Raw genomic sequence first — 21,974 nt, forward strand, 5'->3', positions numbered from 1 at the left:
GGAGTCAAATTGCCATACGGGAACGCCGATACGGGCGAAGGCAAGGGTGCCAAGAGCACGCTGGCCAGTTCGGTCTACCATCAGCTCCGCGAGGACTTGCTGCGGGGAGCTTTGGAAGCCGAGGGCAAGCTGCGCGTCGAATGGGTCGTTTCCCGGTATGGCGCCGGCGCCTCGCCGGTGCGCGAGGCGCTGAACCGTCTGGCCGCCGAGGGATTGCTCGGCCGCCACGACCAGCGCGGCTTCTTCGTGATGCCGGTCAACGCGACCGAGCTGGAGGAGCTCACCCGCACGCGGTGCTGGCTGGAAGAACGCGCATTACGCGAATCCATTGCGCACCGAACGGCGGAATGGGAAGAACAGCTGGTGCTCGCCCTGCACCGCCTGGCGCGCGCCGAACGCCGCCGGCCCGACGACCCGGCAACCAACAATCCGGAATGGGAGAAGCTGCACCGCGCCTTTCATCGCGCGCTGATCTGCGCCTGCCGCTCGCATTGGCTGATCGGCTTTTGCGACCAGCTTTCCGACCAGGCCTCCCGCTACCGGCTGATCTCGCAGCGCGGCCCCGGCTCCGAACGCGACGACTTCGGCGAGCACCGGACGATTGCCGAGCGGACCATGGACGGCGACGCCGACGGCGCGGTCGAGGCCTTGCTCAGTCACTACCGCCTGACGGCGGAGATGTGCATGGCGCAGCTCAGCCCAGGCGACGGTCCGCGGGCTCGCGCAGGCAAGGCCGCGCGCGGTCGCAAATAGCTGCCCATCGCTGACAAATCTGATATTCGCTCTGGCCGAGCTTTCGACGCCAGGGGACGACATGACCAATCACCTGTTCGACGCGTTTCGCGCCAGCATGCCGGCGCCTGGCCAAGTGCTGATGGAGACGGATGACGGGCGTTCGATTTCCTATGCCGACATGCTGGCGCGGTCCGCGCGGTTTGCGCACGCGCTGGTCGCCGCTGGTGTGCTGCCCGGCGATCGCGTCGCCGTGCAGGTGGAGAAGACCCCTGAAGCTTTGCTCCTCTATCTCGCCTGTCTGCGCGCCGGCGCCGTCTTCCTGCCGCTCAACACCGCCTATACGCTGCCGGAGCTCGACTATTTCTTCCGCGACGCGGAGCCGCGGCTGGTCGTGTGCGATCCGGAAAAGGTGAAGGATGTGCAACCGCTTGCCGCATCGGCGGGGGCGGCGACGCTGACGCTAGGCCGCGACGGACAGGGCACGCTTGCGGACCGTGCGGCGCTGCAGCCGGCGGATTTTGCGGATCTGGAGCGCGGCCCCGACGATCTTGCCGCCATCCTTTACACGTCTGGCACGACGGGCCGCTCCAAGGGCGCCATGCTCAGCCACGAGAACCTCGCCTCCAACGCGCGCGTGCTGGTGGATTACTGGCGCTTCAGCGGCGATGATGTGCTCATCCACGCGCTGCCGATCTTCCACACGCACGGCCTGTTCGTCGCGACCAACGTCATCCTGATGGCCGGCGCAAAGATGCTGTTCGAGCGGAAGTTCGACCCGGCCCGTGTGATTTCGCTTCTGCCGCGCGCGACCGCGCTGATGGGCGTGCCGACTTTCTATGTGCGGCTCCTGCAGCAGCAGGGCCTGACGAAGGATGCGGCCAGCCACATGCGGCTGTTCATCTCCGGTTCGGCGCCGTTGCTTAGCGAGACGCATAATGCCTGGCGCGAGCGCACCGGCCACGCCATCCTCGAACGCTACGGCATGACCGAAACCAACATGAACACCTCCAATCCCTATGACGGCGAACGGCGCGCTGGCACGGTCGGCTTTCCGCTGCCGGGTGTCACGCTGCGCGTCGCCGACCCCGAAAGCGGCAAGCCGCTAGCCCAGGGCGAGATCGGCATGATCGAGGTGAAGGGCCCGAACGTCTTTGCCGGCTATTGGCGGATGCCAGAGAAAACCAAGGCCGAATTCCGCGACGACGGCTTCTTCATCACCGGCGACCTCGGCCTGATCGACACCGGCGGCTATGTCCACATCGTCGGCCGCGGCAAGGACCTGATCATCTCGGGCGGCTACAACGTCTATCCCAAGGAGATCGAGAGCGAGATCGACGCGCTTGCCGGCGTTGCCGAAAGCGCGGTGATCGGGGTTGCGCATCCCGACTTCGGCGAAGGCGTCACGGCGGTCGTGGTGCGCAAGCCGGGCTCGGCAATCAGCGCAGCCGATATCGCCGACGCCATTGCCGGGCGGCTGGCCAAATACAAGCATCCAAAGCAGGTGATCTTCGTCGACGAATTGCCGCGCAACACAATGGGCAAGGTGCAGAAGAACGTTTTGCGCGAGGCGTACAAGGATATCTACCAATCCAGACCGCAGAGCTAGGACTAGTGCAAACGCCCGGCAGCTTCGTCATTTTAGGGCGGAGCAAGGAGCGAAGCGACGCGGGAAGACCCTGGAAGCCATGCCTTAACGCCAAAGCGTGCAACGATTACAGAATTCTGCACCGTTGCGCCCCACCGCAGAGGTCACGGCATGGATCCTCGGGTCAAGCCCGAGGATGACGAAGGAAGAGGCCTACGCCGCAAAAACCTTCTCGCCGCCGATCCAGACATTCTTGACGTCCAGGTCTTCCGACAGCCCGACAATGTCCGCTGCGGTGCCGTTGGCGAAGCGGCCGAGGCGATGCGCCTGGCCGATCGCTTCGGCGGGATAGAGCGAGGCCATGCGGAGCGCCTCGTCGAGATCGAGCCCGACCACGCGATGGACGAAGCGCACGGCGGAAATCATGTCTAGATCGGCGCCGGCCAGCGTGCCGTCGGCAAGCCTGAGACTCCCGTCCTTGCGGTAGATGGTACGGCCGTTGAGGGTGAAGGATGTCATGTCGGTGCCGATCGTCGCCATGGCGTCGGTGACCAAAAGGATCCTGCCCGGGCCTTTCTTGGCATTGAGTGCAAGCGTCATGGTGCCGGGATGGACATGGATTCCGTCCGCGATGATGCCAGCGTAGAAGCTGCCGGTGTCGATCGCCGCTCCGGCCAGTCCCGGCTCACGATTGCCAATCTGGCTCATGGCGTTGAAGAGATGGGTGACGACCGTGGCGCCCGCCTCGGCGAAGGCCGTTGCCGTGGCATAGCCGGTGTCGGAGTGGCCGAGGCTGACAACGATGCCGGCCGCGGCCAGCGCCGTGACCCGGGCCGGCTGGACCGATTCCGGTGCGACCGTGGTGAGCAGCACCGGCAAGCCCTGACGCGCCGCGACCAGCGCAGCCTGGTCAGCGTCCGTCATTGGCCGGATAAGAGCCGGATCATGCGCGCCCTTGCGCGCGACGGACAGATGCGGGCCTTCGAGATGCAGCCCAAGAAAAGCCGGCACCTTCTTCCGGGCGGCCTCGGCGCCGGCGTCGACCGCCGCGGCGGTGATCGCCGGCGTGTCGGTGATCAGCGTCGGCAGGAGCGCCGTGGTGCCGAAGGGCGCGTGCGCCCGGCAGATGGTCTCGATCGAGGCGACATCGGGATGGTCGTTGAGCATAATGCCGCCACCGCCATTGACCTGGATGTCGACGAAGCCGGGAACCAAGAGGCCGCCACCGGTCTCGACATGGGAGACGCCTGACGGCACGGCGCCGGCGGGCAGAATGGCCTCGACCACGCCGTCCTTGACGACAAGGGCCGTATCGTCGTGCCAGTCGGCCCCGTCGAAGATACGGGCGCCGGTGAGGGCGAAACGGTCGCTCATACGGTTTCCGTCACCTTGCGCAGATTGCGTGGCGCATCCGGATCGAGACCGCGATGGCGAGCGAAGGCCTCGACGAAGCCATAGAAGGACACGATCAGCGGCAGCGGATCGGTTAACGGATGGCCAGTTGCGACATACGGCAGCAGCCCGGCTGCCTTCGCATTATCGGAGGTGACGAAAGCGGCCGCGCCTTTGGCCGTCAAGCTGTCGGCCGCCTCGGTCACCGAAGGCTCCGACGCGTCCCGGGCAGCAAGCGCCAGGACCGGGAAGCCCGGCCCGACCAGCGCCAGCGGCCCGTGCATGACCTCGGCGGCGCTATAGGCCTCGGCATGCATGGCGCAGGTTTCCTTGAATTTTAGCGCCGCCTCGCTGGCGATCGCGAAGGATGGGCCGCGGCCGAGGATGAACAGCGAGCGCGGCGTCTCGAGCGCCGCGGCGAGCGCCATCCAGTCGTAGGCGATCGCCTTCTCGAAATGCTCCGGCAGGCGGGCGAGCGCAGCAAGCAGCGCCTCATCGCCAGTGCTGTGCGCCATCAGCGCCAGGGCGGCGACGGCCGAGTTGACGAAGGTCTTGGTGGCCGCGACGCTGCGCTCCGGGCCGGCGAGAATGTCGATGGCATAATCCGAGGCGCGCGCCAGCGGCGAGTCGGCGGTGTTGGTGATGGCGACGGTGAGCGCGCCGCCGGCTCTCGCGGTTTCGGCCATGGCGACGATGTCGGGACTCTTGCCCGACTGCGAGATCGCCAGGCAAGCCGAGCCGCGCAGCCTCAGCTTCGCGCCATAGATGGAAGCGATCGACGGGCCGACGGAAGCGACGGCGAGGCCGGCTGTCAGCTCCACGGCATATTTCATGAAGGTGGCGGCATGGTCGGACGAGCCGCGCGCCACGGTGACGACGAAATGCGGATCGCGCTCGCGAAGGCCGCGGCCGGCATCGGCCAGCACCTTGGCTGAGCCGTCCAGCAGGCGGGCGGTGGCCTGCGGGATCTCCTCGATCTCGCGCCGCATGTGGGTGGCGGTTGCGCTCATGGCCGGCTCTCCTCTCCCGGCCCGGTCAGCCGGAGTTCCGCGACGAAGTCATAGGCGTCGCCCCTGTAGATCGAGCGCGTGAACTCGATCACCTTGCCGCTCGCCAGATAGGAAATACGTTCGATGTGCAGGCCGGCAACCCCCGGCGGCACTTCGAGAAGGCGCGCGTCGCCGTCGCCGAGATTGGCGGCCGAAATGCGCTGCACGGCCCGCATCGGGCGGTTGCCGGTCAGTTCCAGCGCCGCGTAGAGCGAGGAGCCGATCGCTTCGGGGTCGGGAAGCACGCTCGCCGAAATCGCGGCGCGCTCGATCGCCAGCGGCGTGTCGTTGGCGATGCGCAGGCGCGCCACGCGCGCCACCAGCTCGCTCGACGACAGGCCGAGCACCATCATCTCGTCCGGCGAGGGCGCATAGAGGCCGCGATCGAGCCAGGCCGAGCGCACGACCATGCCGCGGCGCGCCATATCCTCGGTGAAGGAGGTGAGCCGCGACAGCGACTGCTCGACACGTTCCATGCGCGGGGCCACAAAGGTGCCGGAGCCATGGCGCTGGACGAGGATGCCGCCCTTGACGAGATCCTGCACGGCCTTGCGCACAGTGACGCGCGAAATGTCGGCCTTGCTGGCTATATCGCGCTCCGACGGCAGCGCGTCACCCGGCCCGATCAGGCCGCGATTGACCGCTTCCTCGATGCTTTTTCTCAGCTGCAGGTAAAGCGGCGCGCCGCTCTGCGAGGATTCTTTCAGCATAGCGAAGATCTGGTCGGCGGCGCTCATCGCGGCGCCTCCAGCAGCATAGCGAAAATCCGGTCGGCGGCGCTCATCGGGCGCCTCCGGATTTGCCCGCGAAGATGCGCGCGGCCATCTGCACCGCGCCGCCGAGCGCATCGTCAAGCGGGGCCTTCAGCAGCGCCTGATAGCGCGCCGCCAGCCGCGGCGCGTAGAGCGGCGCCAGGCCGCCGAGCAGGCATAGCGGCGCATCGTCGGCGAGTTCGAGGGCGCCGAGCGAAGCCTCGACATCGGCAACCGCCTTATCGAGGATCCAATTGGCAACGAGATCGCCCTTTTCGGCATGCTCGAAGACTTTTGGCGCGAAACCGCCGAAGTCGCCGGGCTTGGCGTTGGTGGTGAACTCGACCACGTCCTCGGGATTGTTGCGGAAGACGGCAAGCATGGCATCCGTCAGCGGCGAGCCGGGGCGGATGCCGTCATAGGCAAGGAGCGTCTGCTCGAGCAGGTCGCGGCCGATGCGGGCGCCGCTGCCCTGGTCGCCGACCTGGAAACCCCAGCCGCCGATGGCGTGCGACTTGCCCGCTTTGCGCGCCATATAGGCGGTGCCGGTGCCCAGGATCGCCATGGCGCCGTCGCCGGAGCCGACGGCGCCTTCGAGCGCGATCTCGGCATCGGTCTCGACGCGGCTTTTGCTGAACGGCAGGATCGCTTCCAGCTGCTGCCTGTAGGTGCCGACATTGGCTCCGGCGAGGCCGAGAATGGCAGGCGTCTCGGGGATCAGCTCCGGATCTTCACCGGCGGCCACGAAAGCTTGCCTTGCCGCCTCGACGATGTTTGCGCGCGCACCGGTAAGGTCGGTGCGGATATTGGCCGCGCCGCTCTTGGCGCGGCCAACGACAGCGCCGTCGGCGGTCGCAAGGGCCGCCCTGCAGCTTGTGCCGCCGCCATCGATGCCAAGCACGAATTTCACGCGATTTTCTCCTCGTCGCGGATAATACCAATAAAATACCAACAGCCAAGCGTTAATTTCGGCTCAAAAAAGATTAAGGCGTATTTGATTGAAAGGACATGGAAATTTGTTCCCGACGCGCTCCGGAGCATGAAAACGCAATGAGAGATGTGGACAAGTGGTATTTTTTTGGTATTGTTCGATCAGTTGGAGGAAAGCGGATGGCCGAGACGCGCACGGAAGCGCTTCATCAGAACGCCGCGGGGCTGGATGTCCAGGCCCCGGACGCCATCCTTTCGTTCCTCGCCAATGCGCAAATCGAGGCCGCCAGGGCCGTGCACGGCGCCATTCCGGCCATTGCCGAGGCCGCCGAGCTTGTCGCCAGACAATTGAAGGGTGGAGGCAGGCTCGCCTACGCGGCAGCCGGCAGTTCCGGCCTCATGGCTGTCGCCGATGCGCTGGAACTTCCCGGCACATTCGGTATAGCGCGGGACCGCATCGCCATCCTGATCGCCGGCGGCGACGAGGCGTTCCGCACGCTTGCCGGCGGACCGGAAGACGATACCGAGGAAGCCGCGGCAGCCGTCGCGAATGCCAATATCGGCAAGGGCGACTGCCTGATCGCCATCTCGGCCAGTGGCTCGACGCCCTATGCCGTCCAGGCGATCGGCGATGCCCGGCGCCGGGGCGCGGCGACGATCGCGATAGCCAACAACAACGGCGCGACGCTGTTCGGCGAGGCCGACGTCGCCATCCTGCTCGAGACGCCGCCGGAGCTGATCGCCGGCTCGACGCGCATGGGCGCGGGAACAGCACAAAAGATCGCGCTCAACATGCTCTCGACGCTCGCTGCCGTCCATCTCGGCCATGTGCATGACGGCTACATGGTCAACCTTGCCGCCGACAACATCAAGCTGCGTGACCGCGCGGTGCGCATGGTGGCCGCCATCAGCGGACGCAGCCGCGAAGACGCGGCGCGCCTGCTCGAAGAGAGCGGTGGCGGCGTCAAGACTGCCATTCTGCTCGCCGCGGGTGCTGCCAATGCCGATGCGGCCGAGAAGATACTGGAAAAAACCGGCCAGAAGCTCAGGCCGGCGCTTTCCGCGATCGAGGGGAGCAAGGCGCGCTAGCCGCTGTTCTCATCAAAACCGAACCTGAAAAAGGTCAACAGGGAGACTGGACATGACGACCAAACTACTGACGGCACTTCTCATCGGCACGAGCATTCTCGGCACCACCGGGATGGCCCTCGCCGAAGACGTCACGCTCAACATCGAGAGCTGGCGCGGCGACGACCTGACCATCTGGAAGGACAAGCTGATCCCGGCCTTCGAAGCCAAGAACCCGGGCATCAAGGTGGTGTTCGCGCCCTCGGCGCCGACCGAGTATGACGCGGCACTCGGCGCCAAGCTCTCTGCCGGCTCGGCGGGCGACCTGATCACTTGCCGCCCCTTCGACAAGTCGCTTGAGCTGTTCAAGAAGGGCAACCTCGCCGACCTCTCGTCGCTGCCCGGCATGGACAACTTCTCTCCGGTCGCCAAGGCCGCCTGGCAGACCGACGACGGAAAGTCGAGCTTCTGCGTGCCGATGGCTTCGGTCATCCACGGCTTCATCTACAACAAGGACGCCTTCGACAAGCTCGGCCTCAAGGTGCCGACGACGAATGAAGAGTTCTACGCCGTGCTGGACAAGATCAAGGCGGACGGCACCTATATCCCGATGGCGATGGGCACGAAGGACCTCTGGGAAGCCGCGACCATGGGCTACCAGAACATCGGCCCGAACTACTGGAAGGGCGAGGAAGGGCGTCAGGCGCTGATCAAGGGCGAGCAGAAGCTGACCGATCCGCAGTGGGTTGAACCCTACAAGGAACTGGCCAAGTGGAAGCCCTATCTCGGCGACGGTTTCGAGGCGCAGACCTATCCGGACAGCCAGAACCTGTTCACGCTCGGCCGCGCCGCCATCTACCCGGCTGGCTCCTGGGAGATCGGCCTGTTCAACACCCAGGCGCAGTTCAAGATGGGCGCCTTCCCGCCGCCCGTGCAGAAGGCCGGTGACACCTGCTACATCTCCGACCACACCGATATCGGCATGGGCCTGAACGCAGCCTCGAAGCACCCGGAAGAAGCCAAGAAGTTCCTGTCCTGGGTCGCTTCGCCGGACTTCGCCAACATCTACGCCAATGCGTTGCCGGGCTTCTTCAGCCTGAACAACACCCCGGTGAAGATGGAGGACCCGCTGGCACAGGAATTCGTCTCCTGGCGCGGCAAGTGCAAGTCGACGATCCGCTCGACCTACCAGATCCTGTCGCGCGGCACGCCAAACCTCGAGAACGAGACCTGGGTCGAATCGGCCAACGTGATCAACGGCACCGACACGCCGGAAGCCGCGGCCAAGAAGCTGCAGGACGGCCTCGACAGCTGGTACAAGCCGGCGAAGTAAGACTTTAGCCATTCGAACCGGCCGGGCAGCTGCCCGGCCGGCCTTCGGACAGATCTAGATAGCGATTGTCGGCGCCGCCTCTCGGTCTTACCCTCACCCTTGCGGGAAGACGAAGCCGCACTGTCGCTGGCCTTGTCCCTCGCATCATGGGGACAGTCAGGCCGCCGTGCATCGAGGCATCAGCCAAGCACCATCGACCTGGAACCGAGAGACGGCGGGGACCGAACTCATGGCCGCACAAACACGACCCAAGAAACCGATCCGCTGGCATATCGGCGTCTTCCTGGCGCCGGCGGTGCTGGTCTACACGGCAGTCATGATCCTGCCGCTGTTCGGCACCCTGCAGCTTTCTCTGTTCCGCAACATCAACCAGGCGCAAGTGTTCGTCGGGTTCGACAATTTCCACAAGCTGTTCGGCGATCCCAACTGGTCGGTGAATTTCTGGAATGCGCTCAGGAACAATGTCTGGTTCTTCATCATCCACATGCTGGTGCAGAATCCGATCGGCATCCTCTTGGCGGCGCTGCTGTCCAGCCCGAGACTGCGGTTTGCCGCCTTCTATCGCACCGCGATCTTCGTGCCGACGATCCTGTCCTTCGTCATCGTCGGCTTCGCCTGGAAGCTGATCCTGTCGCCGATCTGGGGCGTGGCGCCGCACCTGCTCGACTTCGTTGGGCTGAAGAGCCTGTTCACGCCGTGGCTCGGCAAAGAGCAATATGCGCTCACCGCGCTCAGCCTCGTCTCGGTCTGGCAGTTCGTCGGCATCCCGATGATGCTGATCTATGCAGCACTTCTGTCGATCCCGGACGAGGTGATCGAGGCCGCCGAATGCGACGGCGTCACCGGTATGGCGCAGTTCTGGAAGATCAAGCTGCCGCTGATCCTGCCTTCGATCGGCATCATCTCGATCCTGACCTTCGTGGGCAATTTCAACGCTTTCGACCTGATCTACACCGCGCAAGGGGCGCTCGCCGGTCCGAATTATTCGACCGACATTCTCGGCACCTTCCTCTACCGCGCCTTCTTCGGTTTTCAGCTGCAGGTCGGCGATCCCAACATGGGTGCCGCGATCGCCACGATCATGTTCCTGATCATCCTCGCCGGCGTCTGCGTCTACCTGTTCCTCGTCCAGACGCGCCTGCGTCGCTATCAGTTCTGAGGCGCGCCATGAGCACCGCAACACATTCGCTTCCCCGCACCATCGGCGCCCATGCGGTCCTTTTGACCTACACGGTGATCGCGCTGTTCCCGGTGATCCTGGTCATCATGAACTCGTTCAAGTCGCGCGCCGGCATTTTTGGCGCGCCGCTGACGCCGCCAACGCCGAAAACCTTCGACCTGATCGGCTACACCACCGTGTTCGGCCAGGGCGACTTTCTGCATTATTTCCAGAACAGCCTCGTCGTCACGGTCGCCTCGCTGTTCTTCGTGCTTCTGTTCGGCGCCATGGCCGCTTTCGCACTGTCGGAATACCGCTTCCGCGGCAACACGATGATGGGGCTCTATCTCGCGCTCGGCATCATGATTCCGATCCGCCTCGGCACCGTCGCCATCCTGCAGCTGATGGTGGCGAGCGGGCTGGTCAACACGCTGACGGCGCTGATCCTGGTCTACACGGCGCAAGGCCTGCCGCTCGCCATCTTTATCCTGTCGGAGTTCATGAAGCAGGTGTCCGACGACCTGAAGAACGCCGGCAGGATCGACGGGCTGTCGGAGTACACGATCTTCTTCCGGCTGGTGCTGCCGCTGGTGCGCGCGTCGATGGCGACGGTCGCCGTCTTCACCATGATCCCGATCTGGAACGACCTGTGGTTCCCGCTGATCCTGGCGCCGTCGGAAGAGACCAAGACGGTGACGCTCGGCGCGCAGCTCTTCCTGGGCCAGTTCGTCACCAACTGGAACGCGATCCTGGCGGCGCTCTCGCTGGCGATCCTGCCGGTGCTGATCCTCTACGTCATCTTCTCGCGGCAGCTGATCCGCGGCATCACGTCAGGAGCCGTCAAGTGAGTGCAGAACAGCCTCTTCGCGTCGTCGTCGCCGGCCTTGGCAATATGGGCCGCAGCCATGCGCTGGCCTATCACACCAATCCGGGCTTCGAGATCGCCGCGCTCGTCAACCGTTCCGAGGTGCCGCTGCCGGATGGGCTCGCGGGCTATCGCATCAGGCGCTCCTTCGAGGATGTGCTGCGCGACGAGAAACCGGACGTCGCCGCCATCGCTACTTATTCCGACAGCCACGCCGACTATGCGGTGCGGGCGTTCGAGGCCGGCTGCCATGTCTTCGTCGAGAAGCCGCTGGCGACCACGGTGGCGGACGCCAGGCGCGTCGTCGATGCCGCCAAAGCCAACGGCAGGAAGCTGGTGATCGGCTATATCCTGCGCCACCATCCGTCCTGGATGCGGCTGATCGCCGAGGCGCGCAAGCTCGGCGGGCCATACGTATTCCGCATGAACCTCAACCAGCAGTCCTCCGGCCACAGCTGGGAAACGCACAAGCAGTTGATGCAGACCACCTCGCCGATCGTCGATTGCGGCGTGCATTATCTCGACGTGATGCTGCAGATCACCGATGCCAGACCGGTCGAGGTGCGCGGCATGGGCGTGCGGCTCAGCGATGAAGTGGCGCCCTCGATGTATAATTACGGTCACCTGCAGGTGCTGTTCGAAGACGGCTCGGTCGGCTGGTACGAGGCCGGCTGGGGACCGATGGTTTCGGAGACCGCCTTCTTCGTGAAGGACGTGATGTCGCCCAAAGGCTCTGTGTCGATCGCCACGAAGGAGGGCGTGAAGTCCGACGACATCGACACGCACACCAAGACCTCGACCATCCGCCTGCACAGCGCCGCGACCGGGCCGGACGGAAAGTTCATCAAAGAGGACGAACTGCTGTCGATGGAAGGCGAGCCGGGGCACCAGGAACTCTGCGACCTCGAACAGGCCTTCCTGCTCAAGGCCATCCGCGAGGACATCGACCTGACCCGCCACATGGAGGACGCGGTGAAGTCGCTCGCCGTCTGCCTCGCCGCCGACCAGAGCGTGCGCACCGGCGCGCCAATCAAACTCTAGAACAAGGACGAAGCCGTGGGCTCGCTGAACATCGAGAACGTGAAGAAGGCATTCGGGCCGGTCGAGGTGCTGAAGGGCATCGACCTCGAGGTCAATGACGGCGAATTCGTCGTCTTCGTCGGCCCGTCCGGCTGCGGAAAGTCGACGCTGCTGCGCGTGATCGCAGGGCTAGAGGATTCGACCTCCGGGCGGGTGGTGATCGACGGCGACGACGTCTCCGTCACGCCGCCCGCAAAACGCGGCATCGCCATGGTGTTCCAGACCTACGCGCTCTATCCGCATCTGACGGTGAAGAACAATATGGGGCTCGGCCTGAAACAGGCCGGCACGCCTTCGGCCGAGATCGAGCGCCGCATCAAGATCGCTTCCGCGATGCTGTCGCTCGAGCCCTATCTCGAGCGGCGGCCGGCGGAGCTGTCGGGCGGGCAGCGCCAGCGCGTCGCGATCGGCCGCGCCGTGGTGCGCGAGCCGAAGCTGTTCCTGTTCGACGAGCCGCTGTCCAATCTCGACGCGGCGCTGCGCGTCAACACCAGGCTGGAGATCGCGCAGCTGCACCGGCGGCTAAAGGCAACGATGATCTACGTCACGCACGACCAGGTCGAAGCGATGACGCTGGCCGACAAGATCGTCGTGCTCAATGCCGGCCGCATCGAGCAGATCGGCAGCCCGATGGAGCTCTACAATGCGCCGGCCAATGAATTCGTCGCCGGCTTCATCGGCTCGCCGAAGATGAATTTCATCGACGGCGCCAAGCTTGGCGAGACGGCGAAGACCGTCGGCGTGCGCCCGGAACATCTGACCGTCGATGCAAAATCCGGCGCCTGGAAAGGCACGGTGGTGCATGCCGAGCATCTCGGCGCCGACACCAATCTCTATCTCGACTGCGAGAAGGCCGGGCTGCTCACCGTGCGGATCTTCGGCGTCTACAATGCCGAACCGGGCGCGACGCTCTATGCAACGCCGGATCCGGCGAAGACGTATCGGTTCGGGGCAGATGGAAGGGTGTTGAAGTAGCGCCGGCCTCCCCTTCTCCCCTTGCGGGAGAAGGTGGATCGGGGCGCAGCGCCGAGACGGATGAGGGGTGCTCCAGCGGAGTGCGACGCTTACTTCTGCAACGCAGAGATCGTTCCAACACCCCTCATCCGGCCGCTTCGCGGCCACCTTCTCCCACAAGGGGAGAAGGCGAGGTCTGCGCTTACTCGTCCGCCTTGAAGGTCTGCTTCTGCTGGCCCATGCCCTCGATGCCGAGCTCGACGACGTCGCCGGCCTTCAGGAACACCGGCGGCTTCATGCCCAGCCCGACGCCGGGCGGCGTTCCGGTGGAGATGATGTCGCCGGGATGCAGCGACATGAACTGGCTGAGATAGGAAACCAGATACTTCACGCCGTAGACCATCGTCTTGGTCGAGCCGTTCTGCATGGCCTTGCCGTTGACCGTCAGCCACATTTTGAGGTTCTGCGGGTCGGCGATCTCGTCCGTGGTCACCAGCCAGGGGCCGATCGGGCCAAACGTGTCGCAGGACTTGCCCTTGGTCCACTGGCCTTGGCGCTCGGCCTGGAAGGCTCGCTCGGAAACGTCGTGCGCGACGCAATAGCCGGCAACATAATCCAGCGCGTCGTCCTCGCTGACATACTTCGCCGTCTTGCCGATGACGACGCCGAGCTCGACCTCCCAGTCGGTCTTGACCGAGCCGCGCGGGATGAGCACGTCGTCATCCGGCCCGACGATAGCCGAACTCGCCTTCATGAAGATGATCGGCTCCGGCGGCACGGTGGCGCCGGTCTCGGCAGCGTGGTCGGAATAGTTGAGGCCGATGCAGATGAATTTCCCCGTGCCGGCCACGCAGGCGCCGATGCGTGGGCTACCGGAAACAGCCGGCAGCGATTTCGGATCGAGCTTCGACAGCATCTCCAGCGAAGCCGGATGCAGCGCCGTGCCGGCGATGTCGGCGACATAGGCCGAAAGGTCGCGGATCGTGCCATCCTGATCGAGCAGGCCGGGACGCTCGCTTCCCATCTCGCCATAGCGCAGCAACTTCATCTTTTCTCTCCACCTTGCGGCCAAAGACCGATTTGCAAAACTTCCCGCCACGACCTCATGCGAAAATCGGGCGGACCCTAGCCATCAGCCTGGTACCCCGCAAGCGCGGACTCCACGCAGTAGGTCGGCAGGCTGGATTTTTCAGACTTTTCGATGCTTCCGATGAACGCGTAGCCCCGATCCGATCTTCCTGTTCGCCCACTAGCACTGCGAACCGCCCCCAATTTTCGAAACGGGCGTCAGATCGACCAGCCGCCATCAATATTGTAGGCCTGCCCCGAAGTGTAGGTGGCGCCCGCCAGATAGACGGCGAGATCGGCGATTTCTTCCGGCGTGCCCAGCCTTCCCATCGGCTGGCGGGCGATGAAGGCGGCGCGCGCCGCCTCATAATCGCCCTGCGCATGCATGCGGTCCTGCAGCGACGGGCTCTCGACCGTGCCCGGACAGATGGCGTTGCAGCGGATGCCCTTAGCCACATAGTCGGCGGCGACCGCCTTGGTCAGGCCGACGACCGCGGCCTTGGTCAGACCGTAGACGAAACGGTTCGGCACGCCCTTCTGCGAACTCGCCAGCGATGCCATGTTGATGATCGAGCCGTCGCCGCGCTCCAGCATGCCGGGCAGCACGGCGCGGATGGTGCGGATCATAGAGCGGACATTGAGATTCAGGGCGAAGTCGAGATCGGCATCCGTCATTTCGAGGATCGAGCCCGAATGGACGAAGCCGGCGCAATTGAACAGAACATCGACCGGGCCGATCTCGGCGAAGGCCGATGTCACGGCCGCGTCATCGAGCACGTCGAGCTTGCGGGTTTTTATGCCGGAAGTCTTGCCGAGTTGGGCCAAAAGCTGCTCGTTGATGTCGGTGGCATGAACGGTGGCGCCGGCCTTGGTGAAAGCCAGCGCGCTCGCCCGCCCAATGCCTTGCGCCGCCGCGGTGATGACGACCACTTTGCCTGCCAGATCCGCCATGCTTCCCTCCGGTGTCGCAAGCTTTCTTAGTGGCGGCCAGACGGGATGCAATGTGCCAGGCGAGCCTGACCGCTATTCCGCAGGCCAATTGTTTTTTCTGGTTAAAGAACACATGCCGATGCGTCAAGCCTGGAAGCCTGCGGCAAACGCGCCGAATTTGCGGCGCGAGTGTCGTCAAACCAGACCCGGTCTGGAACGCGCTTAGTCGCCGTAAGGCACCCAAACGTTCTTGACCTCGATGGCGCGGCGCAGGACGGCCTCGCCAGCCGCCTCGCTCGATGTCCAGTCGAGGCTGCGGCCATTGCCGGTCCAGACGCGCTTGAGGTTGCCGATGGAATCGGCCTCCGCCTTGGCGCAGGTGTCGGCATCGGCAAACACCCAGAGCCCATCGACGTCGTCGTGCTTGGCCAGAACGCCGCAGAGCTCGGCGCTGCGGCCGGTGACGATATTGATGGCGCCGGCCGGAATGTCGGAATATTCGATGATCTGGTAGAGATCCGTGGCTAAAAGCGGGTGACGCTCGGACGGCACGGCCACCACGGCGTTGCCCATGGCGAGCGCCGGCGCCACCAGCGAGACGAAGTTGAGGAGCGGCTGATTGTCCGGCGCAACGATGCCGACGACGCCGACAGGCTCGTGCAGCGCAAGCGTCACGGCGCGGGCCGGCGGCTGGTGGACGCGGCCCTCGAACTTGTCGGTGAGGCCGGCATAGAGGAACAGCCGCTCGATGGACTGCTCAACCTCCTCGCGCGCTGCCTTCGCCGTCACGCCGGCGAGTTGGACAAGGCGTGCAGCGAACTCATCGGCACGGCCCGAAAGGTTTTCCGCGAAGTAGTAGAGCACCTGGCTGCGGTTGAAGGCCGTCGCGTCCGGCCAGGCCTTGCAGGCGCGCGCGGCGGCGACCGCGTCGCGGATATCCTTGCGGTTGCCAAGGCCGACTTCGCCGGCAAGCTTGCCCTTGGCGGTGGCGACGGTCAGCGAGTAGTTGCCGTCCGGACGCACCTGCTTGCCACCGATGAACAGCTTTGCCGTGCGGTCGATGGCCATACCGTCAGCCTGCTCGACGACCTGCGCCGAGCCGACTGCGGCCGGCTTGATGGCGGGGCCGACCGGCAGCTTGGCGGCAAGATATTCGAACATCCCTTCCCGTCCGCCTTCGCGACCGAAGCCGCTTTCGCGATAGCCGCCGAAGCCGCAGGCCGCATCGAACATGTTGGTGCCGTTGACCCAGACGACGCCCGCCTTCAATTGCGGCGCGACATGCAAAGCGAGATTGACGTTCTCGCTCCACACCGAAGCGGCAAGACCGTAACGCGTGTTGTTGGCTAGCTCGATCGCCTCCTCGGTGTTACGGAAGCTCATCGTCGCCAGCACCGGCCCGAACACCTCCTCCTGCGCCAGGATATTAGCCGGCGAAACAGAGGTGGCGAGCGTCGGCAAGTGATAGTAGCCCGTCGTCGGCAAGGCAGCGTCCGGCTGCCAGCAAGCGGCGCCCTGCCTGGCGCCCTCGGCGATCAGGCCCTTGACGCGGTCGAGCTGCGTGCGGTCGACCAGCGGCCCGATGTCGGTGTTCTTGTCGAGCGGGCTGCCGACGCGCAGGCGGCTCATCCTGACCTTGACCTTGGCGATGAAGGCCTCCGCGATGCCTTCCTGCACCAGGAGCCGCGAGCCGGCGCAGCAGACCTGGCCCTGGTTGAACCAAATGCCGTCGACCAGTCCCTCGACGGCGCTGTCGAGGTCGGCATCCTCGAAAACGACGAAGGCCGATTTGCCGCCGAGCTCCAGCGACAGCTTCTTGCCAGATCCGGCGGTTGCCTTGCGGATGATCTTGCCGACCTCGGAGGAACCGGTGAAGGCGATCTTCTGTACGCCCGGATGGTTGACGATGGCGGCACCCGCCTCCGGTCCGCCCTGAACGATGTTGACGACGCCTTTCGGCACGCCGGCGCGCTCGCAGATCTCGGCAAACAGTATGGCGGTGAGCGGCGTGAATTCGGCCGGCTTCAGCACCACCGTACAGCCGGCCGCGAGCGCGGGCGCGATCTTCCAGGCCAGCATCAGCAGCGGGAAGTTCCACGGAATGACCTGGCCGACGACGCCGACCGGCTTGTGGCCGGGAAAATCCTTCTCGAGCGTCTGCGCCCAGCCGGCATGATGGATGAAGTGGCGGATCGCCAGCGGCACGTCGATGTCGCGGCTCTCGCGGATCGGCTTGCCGTTGTCGATCGATTCCAACACCGCGAACAGGCGCTGATGGCGCTGCATGGCGCGGGCGATGGCATAGAGCACTTTGGCTCTGGCGTAGCCCGAGGATGCCGACCATTTCGGCAGCGCCTTTGCGGCCGCCGCAACCGCGGCGTCGATGTCGCCGGCGCCGGCATCCGAGATCTTCGCCAGCAGCTTGCCGGAGGACGGCTCGCTGGTATCGAAAGTCTTGCCGCTTGCCGCCGCCTTCCAGGCGCCGTCGATGAACAGCGCCCTGGAAAAATCGCGGCCGGCGAGCCAGGCGTCGGCCTCGTTGCGGGCTTCCGGCGCCGGGCCGTACTCCATGGCGCGATAACGTTCTAGGATGTTCATGGGATCGCTCCTTTACCCTTCCCCGTGTGGGGAGGGTCGATCGGCGAAGCCGATCGGGGTGGGGGTAAATGGCTAATGGTTTGGTGCATGGATCAGGCAGATTTGTTTTTTGACCCCCACCCCGCCGCTTCGCGGCGACCCTCCCCGCAAGGGGGAGGGGGGTGGCTCACGCCATCGCGTGGCGATGGTTGGCCGAATAGTGGCCGGTCAAATGATGTTCGAGCTGGCGCTCGATGTCGGTGAGCAGGCTGGAGGCGCCGAAGCGGAACAGCTGCGGCTCGAGCCAGGGCCGGCCAAGCTCTTCCTTCATCAGCACCAGCCAGTCGAGCGAGACCTTCGCGGTGGAAATGCCGCCCGCCGGCTTGAAGCCGATCAGATAGCCGGTCTCCTCGAAATAGGCGCGGATGGCGCGCACCATCGCAAGCCCGACCGGAAGCGTGGCGTTGACGCTTTCCTTGCCGGTCGAGGTTTTTATGAAATCGGCGCCCGCCATCATCGCCACCATCGAAGCCAGCATGACGTTGCGCAGGGTGGCGAGATCGCCCGTGCCTAGGATGACCTTGAGATGGGCTTCGCCGCAGGCGGCGCGCATGGCGACGATCTCGTTGAACAGTTCGCGCCATTTGGCGCCGTAAACCAGCCCGCGCGGGATGACGACGTCGATCTCGTCGGCCCCGTCCTTCACCGAGGCCTCGATCTCCTGCAGGCGGGTCGAGAGCGGCGCAAGGCCGTGCGGGAACGCTGTGGAGACGGCCGCGACATGGATGCCTGTGCCACGCACCGCATCCACGGCCGTGGCCACGAAGGGATGGTAAACACAAACCGCCGCGGGGCGGATCGATTCGTCGGCGATGCCGAGGCCCTCGACGATGTCCCGGCGCAGCGGATTGATCGCTTTGGCGCAGAGCCGGCGCACACGCTCGTCGGTGTCGTTGGAATTCAGCGTGGTCAGGTCCATGCAGGCGATCGCGCGCAGCAGCCAGGCGGCCTGGTTGTCGGCCTTGATCGAGCGCCGCTTGGTGAGGGTCGCGACGCGGCGCTCCAGCGCCGAGCGGTTGACGCTGCGCACGGATTCGAGGAAGCCGAGGTCCAGCTTCATGCCAGGATTGCGGGCAATGCCGTGCTCCAGCGGCATCGGCGTGTTGGCGGCGGCACGCGCCGGCAGCGGCATGATCTTGGACGCGCCTGCGCCGGCCTCGCGGATGGTGCTGCTCATCTCCTGCCCTTTCATTCAGCGACGTGCACCGAAGATAGCCCGCGAAGTTGTCCTTCACGAGTCCTTCAGTGGCTCATAGCGGAAAAAGGCGGCAAAAGCAGTAGGTTTTTGACCGCATGGTCAAAACACTGGGAGATGCCTCAGCCGACGAAGGCGCGCTCGACGACGAAGCTGGCGGGATGGCTGAGCGAGCCCTCCTGGAAGCCGAGGCTTTCGGCGAGCTCCTTGACGTCCTTCAGCATGTGCATCGAGCCGCAGATCATGATGCGGTCGGTCTCCGGATTGAGTTTGTCGATGCCGAGGTCGGAGTAAAACTTGCCCGAGCCGATCAGAGCCGTGATCCGGCCCATGCGCGCCGACTCCTCGCGGGTCGTCGAATTGTAGAGCGTGACACGCCCGCCGGTCAGCTCGCCGATCAGCGGATCGGTCTCGAGCGCAGCGACCAGTTCCTGGCCGTAGGTGAGCTCGGCGTTGTCGCGGCAGGTGTGGGTGAGGATCACCTGATCGAACTTCTCATAGGTGTCGGGGTCGCGCAGCAGGCTGGCGAAAGGCGCGATGCCGGTGCCGGTCGAGATCATGAACACGCGCTTTGCAGGCGTCAGCGCGTCGAGCACCAGCGTGCCGGTCGACTTCTGGCGCATGATGACGGTATCGCCGACCTCAATCTTCTGCAGCTCGGAGGTCAGAGGACCGTCCGGGACCTTGATCGAGAAGAATTCGAGCTCGTCGTCCCAGGCGGGGCTGGCAACGGAATAGGCGCGGAAGATCGGCTTCTCGGCATTGGGCAGACCGATCATGACGAACTCGCCGGAGCGGAAGCGCAGCGACTGCGGGCGGGTGATGCGGAACGAGAACAGGCGGTCGGTGTAATGCTTCACCGATACCACGGTCTCGGCATAGACATTGGCCGGGATCGGGAACTGCAGCGGCTTTGCGCCGGCGAGGTTCAACGCGGATGTCGTGTTCATCAACCCAACTTTCCGGCGCGGACGCGAGGCGCTGGCGCCAAACTTTCTCGTGCGCGCCCGAACGGTCAGGTTCCGACGTGCTCTCTGCACACTGCCAAGCGGTAAGCTCTTGTGTCCGGAATTTATTAGTATACAAATGATCTTCAGGTCAAGATGGCAGCGTAAAACGGCTTTCCAAACCGAGGCATATCCGTAGTCCTGGCATTTCGGGTTTCGGCAATGAATGAGAAATTTTCGGCGTCGGCGGGAAGCGTGGTTGCCGGCATCGATGTCGGGGGAACCTTCACCGATCTGCTCCTGATCGACGGCAAGGCCGGCGGCAAGGTGCACATCGCCAAGACCCCGACGACGGTAGAAAATCAGGCCTTTGGCGTGGTCGCCGCACTTGGCGCGACCGGCTTTCCGGTCGAGGGCATCGACCTCATCGTGCACGGCACGACGACCACCACCAACGCCGTGCTGGAGCGCCGGCTGGCCAGGACCGGCATGATCACGACGCGCGGCTTCCGCGACGTGATCGAGCTTGGACGGCGCACGCGGCCGCAAGCCTATGGCATGACGGGCACCTTCGTGCCGGTCATTCCGCGCGATCTGCGGCTTGAAGTTTCGGAGCGCGTCGAGGCGTCCGGCGCGGTTCGCCTGCCGCTCGACGCGGCCGAAATGCGCGATGCCGTGAAAAAGCTGCTCGACGCCGGCTGCGAGTCGCTCGTCATCCATTTCCTGCATTCCTACGCCAACCCCTCGCACGAGCGGCGCGCGGCCGAAATCGCGGCGGAGCTCTGGCCGAACGGTCACATCACGACCGGCCATGCGCTGCTTTCGGAGGCGCGCGAATTCGAACGCGGCGTGACGGCGGCGGTCAACGCCTCGGTGCAGCCGATCCTGGAGCGCTATGTCGAGCGGCTGCGCAAGGAGCTCGCGGCGAAAGGCTATGCGCGCGACTTCCTGATCATGAACGGCAATGGCGGCATGATCTCGGCCCGCTTCGTCACGCAGGAATCGGCAAAGACCGTCATGTCCGGTCCGGCTTCCGGCGTCATCGCCGCCGCTTACACGGGAAAGCGCGCCGGCTTCGCCAACTTGGTGACCTACGATATGGGCGGCACCTCGACCGACGTGGCGCTGATCCGCAACGCCGAGCCCGCGGTCTCGAACGAGATCGAGATCGAATATGCGATGCCGATCCATGTGCCGATGGTGGCGGTGCACACCGTCGGCGCCGGCGGCGGCTCGATCGCGCGCGTCGACGCCGCCGGCCTGATCCAGATCGGCCCGGAAAGCGCCGGTGCCAATCCCGGCCCGATCTGCTACGGGCGCGGCGGCACGGAACCCACCATCACGGATGCCAATCTGGTGCTCGGGCGGCTGGCGCCGAAGAAGCTGCTTGCGGTCGACAATCCGGTCACTGTCGAGCGCGTCACCGCAATCTTCGAGGACAGAATCGGCAGGCACACGGGCCTTTCCGGCGTCGAGGCGGCCGGTGCCATCTTGAGGCTCGGCAACATGAAGATGGCGGGCGCCATCCGCATGGTTTCGGTGTCGCGCGGCCACGACCCGCGCGATTTCGCGCTGTTCGCCTTCGGCGGCGCCGGGCCGCTGCACGCGACGGCGCTGGCCCGCGAACTCGGCCTGCCGAAAGTGGTGGTGCCGGCACGCCCGGGTATCACCAACGCGCTCGGCTGCGTCGTCGCCGACCTCAGGCACGACTTCGTCAATACGGTCAACCAGCCGGTAGCGAGCCTCGACGAAGCAAAGCTTCGCGAGTTGTTGGAACGGCACCGAAACGAAGGCGAGTCGCTGATCGGCAAGGAAGCAGTGAAGCCCGATGCAATCCGCGTCACCCACTCCGCCGACATGCAATTCGTCGGCCAGACGCACATCATCAACGTGCCGCTGCCGTCATCCTCGGTTTCACGGGCGACGCTGCAGCAGCTGTTCGAAAAAGCCTATTTCGCGCGTTTCAAGGTTGAACTGCCGGAGATCCGCGCCAATCTCGTCAACCTCAACACCTCGGTGACCGGCGTGCGGCCGCAGATCGACCTGTCTCAGCTGATCGACCCGGCAGGACGCGCGGCGACGCTCGAGGAGGCGCGGCGCGAGATCCGGCCGGTCTGGTACAGCGGGCGCTGGCACGACACGCCGGTCTATGCGCGCGAAAGGCTGCCGCTCGACGCAGCAATCGAAGGGCCGGCGATCCTCGAGCAGATGGACGCCACCACCGTGCTTGAGCCCGGCGATCATGCGCGTTCGGACGCCGACGGCAACATCATCATCGACATCGGCGAGGCCTGA

Annotated in this window: 18 protein-coding genes; 9 read left to right on the forward strand and 9 right to left on the reverse strand. The window is 65.0% G+C overall.

Annotated features, from left to right (window positions below; all coding sequences use genetic code 11):
• Positions 1-9: 9 nt before the first annotated feature.
• Both EJ078_RS13480 and EJ078_RS13485 read left to right on the forward strand, forming a co-directional pair.
• The gene (locus tag EJ078_RS13480) at positions 10-753 is read left to right on the forward strand and encodes a GntR family transcriptional regulator (RefSeq protein WP_127215649.1); all 744 of its coding nucleotides are present in this window, start codon (positions 10-12) and stop codon (positions 751-753) included.
• 61 nt (positions 754-814) lie between these two features.
• On the forward strand, positions 815-2,341 hold the full coding sequence (locus EJ078_RS13485; RefSeq protein WP_127243146.1) for a malonyl-CoA synthase: 1,527 nt from the start codon (positions 815-817) through the stop codon (positions 2,339-2,341).
• A gap of 192 nt (positions 2,342-2,533) precedes the next feature.
• Here EJ078_RS13485 and nagA read toward each other — a convergent pair whose 3' ends face one another.
• From nagA to EJ078_RS13505, 4 genes are read right to left on the reverse strand one after another with little or no spacing between them, the layout of a single operon-like run.
• Positions 2,534-3,694 carry an N-acetylglucosamine-6-phosphate deacetylase gene (gene nagA / locus EJ078_RS13490; RefSeq protein WP_127215651.1) on the reverse strand — a complete coding sequence of 387 codons (1,161 nt, stop codon included), beginning with the start codon at positions 3,692-3,694 and terminating at the stop codon, positions 2,534-2,536.
• Entirely contained in the window at positions 3,691-4,722 is a 1,032-nt protein-coding gene (locus tag EJ078_RS13495) for an SIS domain-containing protein (RefSeq protein WP_127215652.1), read from the reverse strand. Before EJ078_RS13495 ends, nagA begins: the two co-directional genes overlap by 4 nt.
• Positions 4,719-5,498, reverse strand: coding sequence for a GntR family transcriptional regulator (locus tag EJ078_RS13500; protein WP_095799128.1), 780 nt, complete (start codon positions 5,496-5,498; stop codon positions 4,719-4,721). The genes EJ078_RS13495 and EJ078_RS13500 overlap by 4 nt, the downstream gene beginning before the upstream one ends.
• 43 nt (positions 5,499-5,541) lie before the next feature.
• Complete coding sequence (locus EJ078_RS13505; protein ID WP_127215653.1) at positions 5,542-6,423, reverse strand: N-acetylglucosamine kinase; 882 nt, start codon at positions 6,421-6,423, stop codon at positions 5,542-5,544.
• 200 nt (positions 6,424-6,623) lie between these two features.
• Between EJ078_RS13505 and EJ078_RS13510 the strand changes: the two genes are divergently transcribed.
• The 6 genes from EJ078_RS13510 to EJ078_RS13535 all read left to right on the forward strand — a co-directional run bounded on the left by EJ078_RS13510 (position 6,624) and on the right by EJ078_RS13535 (position 12,923).
• Positions 6,624-7,532, forward strand: coding sequence for an N-acetylmuramic acid 6-phosphate etherase (locus EJ078_RS13510; protein ID WP_127215654.1), 909 nt, complete (start codon positions 6,624-6,626; stop codon positions 7,530-7,532).
• A 52-nt stretch (positions 7,533-7,584) separates the two neighbouring features.
• Positions 7,585-8,844, forward strand: coding sequence for an ABC transporter substrate-binding protein (locus EJ078_RS13515; RefSeq protein ID WP_067324040.1), 1,260 nt, complete (start codon positions 7,585-7,587; stop codon positions 8,842-8,844).
• A 229-nt stretch (positions 8,845-9,073) separates the two neighbouring features.
• Entirely contained in the window at positions 9,074-10,003 is a 930-nt protein-coding gene (locus tag EJ078_RS13520) for a sugar ABC transporter permease (protein ID WP_095799125.1), read from the forward strand.
• Between the two features lie 8 nt (positions 10,004-10,011).
• Positions 10,012-10,851 carry a carbohydrate ABC transporter permease gene (locus EJ078_RS13525; RefSeq protein WP_208721556.1) on the forward strand — a complete coding sequence of 280 codons (840 nt, stop codon included), beginning with the start codon at positions 10,012-10,014 and terminating at the stop codon, positions 10,849-10,851.
• Complete coding sequence (locus EJ078_RS13530; RefSeq protein ID WP_127215655.1) at positions 10,848-11,909, forward strand: Gfo/Idh/MocA family oxidoreductase; 1,062 nt, start codon at positions 10,848-10,850, stop codon at positions 11,907-11,909. The genes EJ078_RS13525 and EJ078_RS13530 overlap by 4 nt, the downstream gene beginning before the upstream one ends.
• Positions 11,910-11,924: 15 nt before the next feature.
• Positions 11,925-12,923, forward strand: coding sequence for an ABC transporter ATP-binding protein (locus EJ078_RS13535; protein WP_066996130.1), 999 nt, complete (start codon positions 11,925-11,927; stop codon positions 12,921-12,923).
• 181 nt (positions 12,924-13,104) lie between these two features.
• Here EJ078_RS13535 and EJ078_RS13540 read toward each other — a convergent pair whose 3' ends face one another.
• The 5 genes from EJ078_RS13540 to EJ078_RS13560 all read right to left on the reverse strand — a co-directional run bounded on the left by EJ078_RS13540 (position 13,105) and on the right by EJ078_RS13560 (position 19,682).
• Positions 13,105-13,950, reverse strand: a complete 846-nt coding sequence (locus tag EJ078_RS13540; RefSeq protein ID WP_127325055.1) for a fumarylacetoacetate hydrolase family protein — start codon at positions 13,948-13,950, stop codon at positions 13,105-13,107.
• 239 nt (positions 13,951-14,189) lie between these two features.
• Complete coding sequence (locus EJ078_RS13545; protein WP_095799122.1) at positions 14,190-14,921, reverse strand: SDR family oxidoreductase; 732 nt, start codon at positions 14,919-14,921, stop codon at positions 14,190-14,192.
• Between the two features lie 201 nt (positions 14,922-15,122).
• Complete coding sequence (locus tag EJ078_RS13550; RefSeq protein ID WP_127847071.1) at positions 15,123-17,498, reverse strand: aldehyde dehydrogenase family protein; 2,376 nt, start codon at positions 17,496-17,498, stop codon at positions 15,123-15,125.
• Positions 17,499-17,664: 166 nt separating this feature from the next.
• Positions 17,665-18,714 carry a deoxyribose-phosphate aldolase gene (gene deoC / locus EJ078_RS13555; protein ID WP_127216780.1) on the reverse strand — a complete coding sequence of 350 codons (1,050 nt, stop codon included), beginning with the start codon at positions 18,712-18,714 and terminating at the stop codon, positions 17,665-17,667.
• A 140-nt stretch (positions 18,715-18,854) separates the two neighbouring features.
• Entirely contained in the window at positions 18,855-19,682 is an 828-nt protein-coding gene (locus EJ078_RS13560; RefSeq protein WP_066996144.1) for a ferredoxin--NADP reductase, read from the reverse strand.
• Between the two features lie 219 nt (positions 19,683-19,901).
• Between EJ078_RS13560 and EJ078_RS13565 the strand changes: the two genes are divergently transcribed.
• Entirely contained in the window at positions 19,902-21,974 is a 2,073-nt protein-coding gene (locus EJ078_RS13565; RefSeq protein ID WP_127403797.1) for a hydantoinase/oxoprolinase family protein, read from the forward strand.

This window comes from Mesorhizobium sp. M1A.F.Ca.IN.022.06.1.1, from assembly GCF_003952605.1.
In the GTDB taxonomy this organism is placed as follows: domain Bacteria; phylum Pseudomonadota; class Alphaproteobacteria; order Rhizobiales; family Rhizobiaceae; genus Mesorhizobium.

Excerpts from the sequence above, each read along its gene's own strand:
- EJ078_RS13545 (WP_095799122.1), bottom strand. The coding sequence starts at position 14,921 with ATGGCGGATCTGGCAGGCAAAGTGGTCGTCATCACCGCGGCGGCGCAA.
- deoC (WP_127216780.1), bottom strand. The coding sequence starts at position 18,714 with ATGAGCAGCACCATCCGCGAGGCCGGCGCAGGCGCGTCCAAGATCATG.
- EJ078_RS13540 (WP_127325055.1), bottom strand. The coding sequence starts at position 13,950 with ATGAAGTTGCTGCGCTATGGCGAGATGGGAAGCGAGCGTCCCGGCCTG.
- EJ078_RS13520 (WP_095799125.1), top strand. The coding sequence starts at position 9,074 with ATGGCCGCACAAACACGACCCAAGAAACCGATCCGCTGGCATATCGGC.
- EJ078_RS13510 (WP_127215654.1), top strand. The coding sequence starts at position 6,624 with ATGGCCGAGACGCGCACGGAAGCGCTTCATCAGAACGCCGCGGGGCTG.
- EJ078_RS13500 (WP_095799128.1), bottom strand. The coding sequence starts at position 5,498 with ATGAGCGCCGCCGACCAGATCTTCGCTATGCTGAAAGAATCCTCGCAG.
- EJ078_RS13515 (WP_067324040.1), top strand. The coding sequence starts at position 7,585 with ATGACGACCAAACTACTGACGGCACTTCTCATCGGCACGAGCATTCTC.
- EJ078_RS13560 (WP_066996144.1), bottom strand. The coding sequence starts at position 19,682 with ATGAACACGACATCCGCGTTGAACCTCGCCGGCGCAAAGCCGCTGCAG.
- nagA (WP_127215651.1), bottom strand. The coding sequence starts at position 3,694 with ATGAGCGACCGTTTCGCCCTCACCGGCGCCCGTATCTTCGACGGGGCC.
- EJ078_RS13485 (WP_127243146.1), top strand. The coding sequence starts at position 815 with ATGACCAATCACCTGTTCGACGCGTTTCGCGCCAGCATGCCGGCGCCT.
- EJ078_RS13550 (WP_127847071.1), bottom strand. The coding sequence starts at position 17,498 with ATGAACATCCTAGAACGTTATCGCGCCATGGAGTACGGCCCGGCGCCG.
- EJ078_RS13495 (WP_127215652.1), bottom strand. The coding sequence starts at position 4,722 with ATGAGCGCAACCGCCACCCACATGCGGCGCGAGATCGAGGAGATCCCG.
- EJ078_RS13565 (WP_127403797.1), top strand. The coding sequence starts at position 19,902 with ATGAATGAGAAATTTTCGGCGTCGGCGGGAAGCGTGGTTGCCGGCATC.
- EJ078_RS13525 (WP_208721556.1), top strand. The coding sequence starts at position 10,012 with ATGAGCACCGCAACACATTCGCTTCCCCGCACCATCGGCGCCCATGCG.